This is a genomic window from Acinetobacter sp. YH01010 (assembly GCF_013420775.1).
Lineage (GTDB): Bacteria > Pseudomonadota > Gammaproteobacteria > Pseudomonadales > Moraxellaceae > Acinetobacter > Acinetobacter amyesii.
The window spans coordinates 1-10,741 of the sequence record NZ_VOYF01000035.1 but is presented as its reverse complement, the minus strand read 5'-3'; the positions used below and the strand labels follow the sequence as shown (position 1 = coordinate 10,741).

Annotated in this window: 8 protein-coding genes and 2 pseudogenes; 4 read left to right on the top strand and 6 right to left on the bottom strand. The window is 41.4% G+C overall.

Translation table 11 applies throughout. The features are described from left to right. A pseudogene (locus tag FTT77_RS16390) lies at positions 1 to 110 on the top strand (IS982 family transposase); the annotation flags it as partial. Between the two features lie 106 nt (positions 111 to 216). On the opposite strand, the gene FTT77_RS16385 reads toward FTT77_RS16390, so the two are convergent. Both FTT77_RS16385 and FTT77_RS16380 read right to left on the bottom strand, forming a co-directional pair. Then, a complete protein-coding gene (locus FTT77_RS16385; protein WP_180109564.1) occupies positions 217 to 1,206 on the bottom strand; it encodes an isopenicillin N synthase family oxygenase in 990 nt (329 codons plus the stop codon). A gap of 76 nt (positions 1,207 to 1,282) precedes the next feature. After that, entirely contained in the window at positions 1,283 to 2,308 is a 1,026-nt protein-coding gene (locus tag FTT77_RS16380; RefSeq protein ID WP_257224742.1) for a BMP family ABC transporter substrate-binding protein, read from the bottom strand. A gap of 490 nt (positions 2,309 to 2,798) precedes the next feature. Between FTT77_RS16380 and FTT77_RS16375 the strand changes: the two genes are divergently transcribed. After that, positions 2,799 to 4,151, top strand: coding sequence for an 8-oxoguanine deaminase (locus FTT77_RS16375; RefSeq protein WP_180109562.1), 1,353 nt, complete (start codon positions 2,799 to 2,801; stop codon positions 4,149 to 4,151). A gap of 295 nt (positions 4,152 to 4,446) precedes the next feature. On the opposite strand, the gene FTT77_RS16370 is transcribed toward FTT77_RS16375, so the two are convergent. From FTT77_RS16370 to FTT77_RS16360, 3 genes are all read right to left on the bottom strand, one after another. Then, the gene (locus FTT77_RS16370; RefSeq protein ID WP_180042190.1) at positions 4,447 to 5,685 is read right to left on the bottom strand and encodes a CaiB/BaiF CoA-transferase family protein; all 1,239 of its coding nucleotides are present in this window, start codon (positions 5,683 to 5,685) and stop codon (positions 4,447 to 4,449) included. Positions 5,686 to 5,736: 51 nt separating this feature from the next. Then, on the bottom strand, positions 5,737 to 7,164 hold the full coding sequence (locus FTT77_RS16365) for an MFS transporter (RefSeq protein WP_168377497.1): 1,428 nt from the start codon (positions 7,162 to 7,164) through the stop codon (positions 5,737 to 5,739). A 209-nt stretch (positions 7,165 to 7,373) separates the two neighbouring features. After that, positions 7,374 to 8,594 carry an acyl-CoA dehydrogenase gene (locus FTT77_RS16360; RefSeq protein ID WP_180011164.1) on the bottom strand — a complete coding sequence of 407 codons (1,221 nt, stop codon included), beginning with the start codon at positions 8,592 to 8,594 and terminating at the stop codon, positions 7,374 to 7,376. A 246-nt stretch (positions 8,595 to 8,840) separates the two neighbouring features. Between FTT77_RS16360 and FTT77_RS16355 the strand changes: the two genes are divergently transcribed. Together FTT77_RS16355 and FTT77_RS16350 are read left to right on the top strand one after the other, a co-directional pair. Continuing rightward, positions 8,841 to 9,776 carry a LysR substrate-binding domain-containing protein gene (locus FTT77_RS16355; RefSeq protein WP_180109561.1) on the top strand — a complete coding sequence of 312 codons (936 nt, stop codon included), beginning with the start codon at positions 8,841 to 8,843 and terminating at the stop codon, positions 9,774 to 9,776. 104 nt (positions 9,777 to 9,880) lie between these two features. Further along, positions 9,881 to 10,582, top strand: coding sequence for an NAD-dependent deacylase (locus FTT77_RS16350; RefSeq protein WP_180004398.1), 702 nt, complete (start codon positions 9,881 to 9,883; stop codon positions 10,580 to 10,582). Positions 10,583 to 10,652: 70 nt separating this feature from the next. Here FTT77_RS16350 and FTT77_RS16345 read toward each other — a convergent pair. Beyond that, a pseudogene (locus tag FTT77_RS16345) lies at positions 10,653 to 10,741 on the bottom strand (IS5/IS1182 family transposase); the annotation flags it as partial.

Genomic DNA, 10,741 nt, shown 5'->3' with positions numbered 1-10,741 from the left:
GAGCTAGAAGTATCTCAGGCTTTTTAAGTGGTATTTACGCATCACTATGTGCATACCAATTAACTCAGCAGCATAAGCCCACAATTCAAATTATGCAGTCATTGGCTTAAAAAGGATTCGGGTTAATAACAAATCGATTTTATGTTGATCATAAAAAAAGCCCTATCGGGCTGAACGAAGGGCTATAAAAGGAAAACATGGAATTAGAATGAGAGATTAAATGATTTTTTCCAGTACTGATTGTTCTTCTAGACTTAAATCATAAGCTTGCTGATACATTTGTTCCATGTGTTCACCAGCCGTACAGGGTGCATAACGGTAAATTTCACCATCTTTCACCGTTCCTGGTAAGGCATTGATTGGCGTCATGTAATTCGGTCCATAAAAAAATGGAATCGAATAGCGAGACTGACCTTTTGAAAATAAATTTCTAACACGATGTGGATTTGATTTATACAGGTCATTACTCCAACGTGGGATCAGATCGCCTAAATTGACAATAAATGTATCTTTGATCGGTGGCGCTGCAACCCATGTCCCATCTGGTAAACAAACCTCCAGTCCGCCACATTCATCTTGTGCTAAAATCGTGATGGAGCCCCAATCAGTATGTGCTCCAACGCCAAAGCTATATTCATCTGCACCGACAGGATGCGGTGGATAACAGAGCATTTTTAGGGTAATCATGGGGTCGATACAACAGTCATCAAAATAGCCTTCATCTAAAGATAAAGACAGTGCTAAGAGTTGCATAATGCGCTGTGCTAGGCCATTTAGCTGAGCTATATACTCCTGACAAAACTGTTCCATTTCAGGTACTTCAGCACTCGGCCATTGATTAATGCCATAACCCTGATATTTGGCTAAAACATAGGGATGATCTGTCGGATAATTTTTTGCACAATAGAAACCTTCCTTAATATCTGGCTTTGCGCTGTAGTCTGACTTTTGCGCTGCAAGCTGTTCAAAGCCCAAATGGCTATCATTCAAACTCTGATCATATTTAAGTTTTGTTGCCAATGGCAATGCAAAAATTTTAGCTGCCAACTCAAACTGACGTTGAATCAGCGTTAATGATATTCCATGATTTTTTACATAGAAAAAACCTGAACTGGTTGCTGCCGCTCTTAACTTTTCTACCACATCCGAGATATTGGCTGAGGAAGGCGTCAATGCCTGCGCTAAATCAATTACGGGAATACTCATAATCACTCGACCTATGTAGAGCAAGTTGCCTCTCTTGCAACTTGCAATATTTTAAAATGTATTGTTTATCAAATTCTTATTTAGGTAGTGACCCATCTACACCTTTGACATAGTAGTTCATTTTAGACAAATCGATATCCGTCAATGTTTTGCCTTTTGCGACCAGTAGACTGCCATCTTGTTTATAAATCGGTCCTGTAAATGGATGTAATGCCCCAGTACGTAATGAATCACGTACTGCAATGGCTTTGGTTTTCATCGCAGCCGTCGTTTCTGGACCAAAGTTTTCAATATTTACAGCACTTTGTTTTACGCCATACTTGATCGCCGAAGGCTTCCATGTATTTGCCGCGACTTGTTTCATCACAGGTTCATAGATTTTTTCCCAATGTAACACTGCTGCTGCAAGGTGTGCTTTCGGTCCAAATTTACTCATATCTGAGTTCCAGCCAAATGCATACACCCCTTTTTGTTGTGCGGCTTGTACTACAGCAGGCGAATCGGTATTTTGCATCAACACATCCGCTTTTTGAGCGATTAATGCCAATGCTGCTTCACGCTCTTTACCGGGGTTGAACCATGTATTGGCCCAAATTACTTTGGTTTTGACCTTCGGGTTTACACTCTGCGCGCCCAAGGTATAGGCATTGATGTTTCGAACGACTTCGGGAATTGGAAATGACGCGACTACACCAATGGTATTGGTTTTGGTTTTTTGCCCCGCAACCACACCAAGCATATACGCACCTTCATAAGTTCGAAGTTCGTACACACCTAAATTTTTTCCTTGTTTATAACCAGTTGCGTGCATAAAGACTGTTTTAGGAAATTGTTTCGCAACTTTTTCCATCGAGTTCATATAACCAAAGGATGTACCGAAAATGACTTTGTTGCCTTGTTGTGCCAAGTTACGGATAACACGCTCTGCATCGGCAGTTTCAGGTACATTTTCGATATACGTGGTTTTATATTTTCCAGCTAAAGCTTTGTCTGCCTTGATGCGCCCTTGTTCATGTGAATATGACCATCCGTGGTCACTGGTTGGACCCAAATATACAAAAGCGGCCTTTTCCGCTGCATAAGATTGACTCAAACCCAGCATACCAACTGTCGAGAAGACTAAAATCGTTTTGACCAATGCTTTTATTTTAAAACTCATTCTATTTCCCCACAGTGTTTAAAATATATTTGATGCGATACTATTTAAAATGAAGAATATATTTTAAAAATGTTATTTTGGATAAAATTAAACCCAACCACATTTAAAAAAAATATTTTTGATTATAAGTAGCATTATTTTTTTAAATAAATAATTACTTATTTATAATGCAAAGATCCTCATCACTTATCGATGTTCGCCATGCAATAAATAAGTTGCTTTAACTGTTTGGTCTATTGCTAAGTTTTTAAAGATTCTTTCTAAAAATTAGAACAGGAAAAACCATTCTTAAATAAATACATGTTTTTTATGATGAATTTATAGGTATGCAGCCTAAATATTGCTGGAAATCAGCTTTAAGTTCCTATTTTTAAAATTTCAGTGGTATGGAAATTGCTCAAAACCAGTTGCTTCCTTTGACCAAGATCTTGTTATGACTATAGTTTGGATAAAAAATCCGCTTGCGGTATTTACTGCCAATAATCAGGACGCTCGTGGTAGTGTACTGATTTCTCAAGGAAAAATTATTGAGCTAGTTGGGCTAAATGGGCTGCCCAGTCAGGCTTATGACGAAATATTTAATGCAAAAGATTTGGTTATGCTCCCAGGTCTGATCAATAGCCATCATCATTTTTACCAAACCCTGACACGTGCGTGGGCACCCGTGGTCAATGCACCATTATTTCCATGGCTAAAAACTTTGTACCCAATTTGGGCAAAATTAAACCCAGAACAATTACACTTAGCAACTCAAGTGGCTTTAGCTGAATTATTACTGTCGGGATGTACCTTCGCTGCGGATCATCATTATTTATTTCCAAATCAACTGAACCGTGCCATCGATGTACAAGTTAATGCAGCACAAGACTTAGGTATACGAGTGATGCTTACTCGTGGTTCGATGAGTTTAGGTGAAGATGCCGGTGGTCTCCCGCCACAGCATACCGTTCAGGACATGGATATCATTTTAAAAGACTCTGAACGTTTAGTATCGAAATATCATCAACGGCAGGAAGACGCCATGGTGAATATTGCCCTTGCACCTTGCTCGCCTTTTTCAGTGACGCAAGACATTATGCGTGAAAGTGCCAAACTTGCAGCAGCACTCGATGTGCGTCTACACACGCATTTGGCAGAAACCATAGATGAAGAAAATTTCTGTCTACAGATGTTTGGCATGCGCACCGTTGATTATTTGGAAAGTGTAGGATGGCTGAATGAGCGTACTTGGTTAGCGCATGGCATTCATTTTAATGCAGATGAAATTCGACGTTTAGGACAAGCCAAAGTAGGAATTTGCCATTGCCCACATTCCAATATGCGCCTTGCCTCTGGCATTTGTCCAACACTCGATTTAACCCAAGCAGGAAGCAAAATTGGTTTAGGCGTAGATGGCTCAGCGTCGGGTGATGCATCAAACTTACTACTTGAAGCGCGTCAAGCCATGTACTTACAGCGCTTAAAATATGGTGCAGAAAAGATCACACCTGAGCTTGCATTGAGCTGGGCAACACATGGCTCAGCACAGCTGTTGGGGCGTGAGCAACACTTGGGGCATATCGCTGAAGGCTTCCAAGCTGATTTTGCATTTTACCGTTTAGATGACATTCGTTTTTCAGGCTCACATGATCCGATCGCTGCTTTGCTACTCTGTGGTGCAGACCGTGCTGAACATGTCATGGTCAAAGGTGATTGGGTCGTCAAAAATCAAAGCTTGGTCAATGTTGATGTCGATGAACTTCAGGCCAAACACCGTGTAGCAGCAAAAGCCTTACTTGCGGCATGATCAAAAAGACCGAAGTATTGGAGTCCTTCGGTCTAAACTTTTAATTTTGACGATACTTTTAATGCCCAAATATTAGTGCTTTTTCAAAAAGCAAAAAATAATCATTAATCGGTACTTAAATTGTCAATAAAAGCCCCATCTCCGTTTGGGATGAGGAGCATGCTCTGTAAGATTGAGCATAAAACAACCTCTCCCTAACCCTCTCCTGAAAGGAGAGGGAATTTAAAACATGAATTTTAAAAGTTCAAAAAATGATTTATGCACGAGGTCTATTCCAAAATTTAATTAGGAAATTTTAAGCTGCAGGATGACTGAGTTGATCAATAATACCTTGTGCAGCCAATTCATTTAATTCAGCTTCAGTTCTATATTGGGACAAAATTTCTGTCGTGTGCTGTCCTAACTGTGGTGGTGCATGACGGTATTCCACAGGTGTATCAGATAACTTCATCGGTGAACCAATCACTTTAAAATCATGATTTAAAGCATGTGGAATATTCACTACCATGTTACGGTGTTGAATTTGTGGTTCATTTAATGCGTCGTCTACAGAGTTGATTACACCGACTGGCACTTTTACCGCATGAATCGCATCGACCCAAACTTGAGCATCTTGAGTCAGAAAAAAGGCACTCAATAATGGAATCAATTCATCACGGTGTTTTACCCGATCTTGATTACGTAAATAGTTCGGCTGATCTAACAGTTCTGTATAGCCAATCGCAATACACAAGTCTTTAAATTGCTTGTCGTTACCACAGGCAATAATAAACTCCTTATCTTTGGCTTTAAAAGTTTGATACGGCACAATATTCGGGTGATTATTTCCCATACGCTTGGGTGCTTTACCTGAGGTCAAATAGTTCATACCTTGATTGGCTAAAGCTGCCACCTGTACATCGAGTAAAGACATATCAATATATTGACCGCGTCCAGTATGCTGCCGCGCCAACAATGCCGCCTGAATGGCAATCGTTGAGTACAGTCCGGTCTGAATGTCGACTACAGCGACCCCCACCTTTTGTGCTCCGCCACCGATTACATCATCAGATTCACCAGTAATACTCATTAAGCCGGACATACCTTGAATAATAAAGTCATAGCCCGGTTCTTCCGCGCGAGGCCCATCCTGACCAAAACCTGTAATTGAGCAATATACGATATTTGGATTTAGCGCACTGAGCGATGCATAATCCAAACCATATTTGGCAAGTGAACCTGCTTTGTAGTTTTCAATCACGACATCTGCAGTTTGGGCAATTTCACGGACTAGGGTTTGCCCTTCTTCACTGGCAATATCAATGGCTACAGAATATTTATTACGGTTCGCACATTGGTAATAGCCTGATTCTTTCGTCGCTTGACCTTGCTGATTTGGCATCCAAGGTGGTCCCCACATACGGGTATCATCCCCGACTTTAGGACGCTCAATTTTGATTACCTCTGCACCTAAATCAGCCAATATTTGACCGCACCAAGGACCTGCTAAAACACGGCTTAAGTCCAATACACGAATTCCTTTTAATGCACCCATAGTTCACTCCAGATGTGCCATAGTATTGAGCTATGGCACAGATCTTTTTAATTATTTTACTGTTGCAGTTTTTGCAGACGCTTTTTGCTCTGCATCAGCTACATGTATATCTAAACTGGCCAGTTTTTCTTTTTCCGCATCTGAAGAAAGTGATGCTTGCTGCGGGTCATATTGACGTTCACGAATGAACAAGCCTGGAATAACACCTGCAATAAAGTAAGCAGCACCCATCACAATAAAGGCCATAGTGAACGATCCGCCTGCGGCAATCATACCAATGGTTGCTGGTGCAATGGCTGCGCCTAAGCGCCCCATATTGTAAGCACCGCCAATGGCTGTACCGCGCACATCCGTAGAGAAACTTTCTGCCATATAAGTTGCATTTACACCGTATGGAATACCGTATAAGAAACCGAAAGTTACGAGTAAATAGGCAATGTTGGTTGGTGTGTTATAGAAAATGATGATCGGTAAAAATGCTGCCGTGGCTACCGTACCAAACACAAAGGTTATACGACGTCCGAACTTGTCAGCGGCATAGCCGGCTAAAATTTTGCCCAGAATCATGGCGGTATATGCACCTACCATATAGCCTGTCATGGCTTTAAAGTTCATGCTGAGTTCGGTTTCTAGATACGTTGGCATCCAGTTGTTAACACCGTAATAACCGAATTGTAGAAATGCAGCGGTCGACATCCAAAAGAAGAACATTTTGCGATGATTAGTGTGTCCAAAAATACGTTTATAAATACTTTCAGAAGGTGCATTTTGATTGACTGCAGCTTGCTGCTGTACAGGTTCAAGTTTTAATTCACGGCGTTTTAGCTGCTCAATTTTTGCTTCCTGCCAAGATTTTGGTTCAGGAACAAAACGCATAAAGATAAGGGCAAAAGCAGCAGGAATAATCGTGACATAAAATAGCATGCGCCAGCCGTGATCTGGAATAATGGCACCCGCCATCAGCGTTGCAACGATATACCCCACGGTTTGACCCGTTTGCAAAGTCCCAAGTACCGTTGTGCGGTATTTGGTTGGTACATATTCTGCCATGAGCGTATTACACGCCATATAAAGTGAACCCAAACCAAAAGCGCCAATAAAACGTAAAATTAAAAATTGTTCATAGCTTTGGGTAAAGCCTAAAATACATGTCATGATTGAGAAAAATACTACTGACCAAGCAATAGTTTTCACACGACCAAATTTATCGCACGCCCATCCACCAGAAATACCACCTAGCGCCATCCCTGCTAAAGAAGAGCTACCAAGCATTCCTGCTTGAAATGTACTTAAACCAAACTCAGCCTTTAAACTGGTGAGGCTGAATGACAGCAACATAATGTCTACACCATCAATCACCAATGAAATAAAGGCAAAAATAAAGGCCATTTTCCAAGTGTTGCTGGTAATACGATGCATCGTGCCCACGTTAGAAGGCAATTTGAGCGTTCCTGCTCCGTTTTGCATTTCGTTATTCATTTCCTTGTTCCTCATTTTCCCAAATGAGTCATCGGCATTCCTATGTCTGCACATTTGCCTTTTTTATTCTTTTTATTTCATCACTGCTCAGGCTATTGCACAGAGTTACAAGAGTGTTTCACGATGAATCCTTTATTGATTAAGTTTATTTTTGCATAAAAAGTCTCTAAGGCACTCTATGTAGAGCACCTTATTGATATTGAATTCAATTAGTTACCAAAAGCCGCGATGCCTGTTTGCGCACGACCTAGAATCAGTGCATGTACATCATGTGTGCCTTCATAAGTGTTGACGACTTCGAGGTTAACCAAATGGCGGGCAACACCAAACTCATCAGAAATACCATTTCCGCCCATCATGTCACGCGCTACACGGGCAATATCTAAAGCCTTGCCACAGTTGTTACGTTTAATGAGTGATGTGCCTTCTACTGCAGCTAAACCTTCATCTTTCATACGTCCAAAGCGAAGCGCAGCTTGTAGCCCCAAGGCAATCTCAGTTTGCATATCCGCCAATTTCTTTTGAATCAGCTGATTCGCCGCCAATGGTCGACCGAACTGTTTGCGGTCCATGGTGTATTGGTGCGCTGTGTGCCAGCAGAATTCAGCTGCGCCCATTGCGCCCCAAGCGATACCATAACGTGCACTGTTTAGACAGGTAAATGGACCTTTTAAACCACGTACTTCTGGAAAAGCGTTCTCTTCAGGGACAAAAACATTGTCCATGACAATTTCACCGGTAATCGATGCACGTAAGCCAACTTTACCGTGAATCGCTGGTGCTGATAGCCCTTCCCAGCCTTTTTCCAAAATAAAACCACGAATGTCACCTACATTGCCTTCATGCGATACTTCTTTCGCCCAAACAACAAACACGTCGGCAATTGGGCTGTTGGTAATCCACATTTTTGCACCCGTGAGACGATAGCCACCTTCGACTTTTTTTGCACGAGTAATCATGCTACCTGGGTCAGAGCCATGATCTGGTTCAGTTAAACCAAAACAGCCAATGTATTCGCCTGTTGCCAGTTTTGGTAGGTATTTCTGTTTTTGCTCTTCAGAGCCAAATTCATTAATCGGCACCATCACCAAAGAACTTTGAACGCTGGCCATTGAGCGGTAGCCAGAATCCACATATTCAATTTCACGCGCAACGAGACCATAACTAACATAGTTTAGACCTGCGCCGCCGTATTGCTCTGGAATCGTTGGGCCAAGTAAGCCAAGTTCGCCCATTTCTCGGAAAATAGATGCATCGGTTTTTTCATGGCGGAATTGTTCCAGTACACGTGGCTGTAAATGCTCTTGACAGTATGCATGCGCAGTATCGCGAATCATGCGTTCTTCTTCAGTTAATTGCTGTTCCAAAAGAAACGGGTCTTGCCAGTTAAATTGTACTTTTGCCTTTTTTACATTGACCATTTGATTCATCGCATCCTCTGCTTTTTCAGGTTTTCGTTGTTTTATTTGATGCTATGTGTGAAAAGTGATTCATTCAAACGATTAATTTGCATGTAGATATGCGCCTTTCGCATACCTAAGCTTGGCTCACAGCGTGTTAAGCACTTTAGCCACTGATTTGAACTGCGGATTGCTTTATTTATAGACTATAGTGGTATATGAAAATCATTCTTATATGCCATTTTGTGATACCTATCGATAAAAAGGACTTTATCTATGCGGCGCAATATTCCGTCATTGCAAAGCTTAATTTGCTTTGAATCTGCTGCGAAACACGCAAGTTATACGCATGCTTCCCAAGAGTTATTTATTACGCAAAGTGCCGTGTCGCGCCAAATTCAACAGCTTGAAGAATATTTAGGTGTAATGCTATTTAGCAGAACACGTCACGGTGTCGATCTCACAGAAGCAGGCAAGCAATATGCAAAAAGTATTAAACCCTTTTTGCAAGGTATCGAAAAAAGCACTTCAGATATTATGATGCACAAAGGCTTGGGCGGTACTTTAAAGCTGGGCGTTGTGCCAACCTTTGCCACACGTTGGCTGTTGCCAAAATTACATAAATTAAATGCGCAACATCCTGAAATTACAGTGCATTTGGAAACCAGTACTAAAACCTTTTTATTTAATGAAAATGTCTTTGACGCGGCGATTTTTGCAGGAACTCAGCAACAAATTGAGCATTGGCCGGGCATTCAAGGGCATTATTTAATGGATGAAGAAGTGGTTCCCGTTTGTTCCCCCAAATTGATTAAAAGCAACTTTCCCCATGCGGAAATGACCGGTGATCACAGTTTTAATTTAAGCGATGAAGAATTGCTTCAATTGCCCTTATTACAGCAAACCACCCGTCCAAGTATTTGGCAAGAATGGTTTCAAGCCCATCAGCTTCAGCATCCCAAACCATTTGATGGTCAGCGACATGAATTATTTTCCATGCTTTCTGTGGCAGCCAGTCATGGCATGGGTATGGCACTTATTCCACAAATGCTGATTGAAGCTGAACTGAGAAAAAAAGAATTGGTGATTGCATCAAATAAAAAACTGCACGGTAGCCGAAAATATTATTTAGTCCACTCGAGCCAAGACAGCTCACCACAAATACAAAAATTTGTCGATTGGGTGCTACAAGAATTGCATCAACTAAGTTGAAGTAATCGCTATATTTTGAGTACAGTAAATTCGCTGAATCATCCATTCAATACATGCAACCGTACGCATTGGACTCATCAATTAAAATATAAGGCTAAATATCTATGCAAAAAATTGTGGTGTTTTCAGGTGCTGGCATGAGCGCAGAAAGCGGCATCAATACCTTCCGTGACAGTGATGGTCTTTGGGAACAGCATCGTATTGAAGATGTGGCCACACCTGAAGCTTGGGCACGCGATCCCGCTTTAGTACAGCGTTTTTATAATGAACGCCGTAAACATATTTTAGCCGCAGAGCCAAATGCAGCGCATAAATTAATTGCTGAACTCGATGATTTTTTTGATGTACAAGTCATTACTCAAAATATTGATGATCTACATGAACGTGCAGGCAGTCAAAATGTACTACATCTGCATGGAAATATTCGTTACGCAAAAAGCTCTGGCCCTCAGGCGCAATATACGCAGGAATTGTTTCCCATTGAAGGTGCAGATTTAAACTTAGACACCGACAAATGCCCTGAGGGATATCCTTTACGGCCACATGTGGTCTGGTTTGGCGAAGCAGTTCCTGCCTATGAAGATGCCAGTGTGAGTGTGCAAACGGCAGATATTTTTATTGTGATTGGCACGAGTCTGGCTGTCTATCCTGTGGCTAGATTGATTCACGAAATCCCTGCCAACTGCCGTGCATTTTATATCGATCCGAAAGCAGATTATCAACGTGTACCTGAGCAATATCAATTGATTAAAGCAGGCGCCAGTGAAGGCATGAAAATGCTTTTTCAGCAATTGATTGCGCCATAAAAGCACATTTTAGCATCAGTATTGATCAAAAAAACTAGGGTGTGTTGACATTTACAGCCGATAAATTGAGCTAAAGAGGCAACCATATAAATATACAAGCTAAAGCAACAGCGCTTTGATAGTTACGTTTTAGCTTATCGTATCTTGTGGCAATTCCTC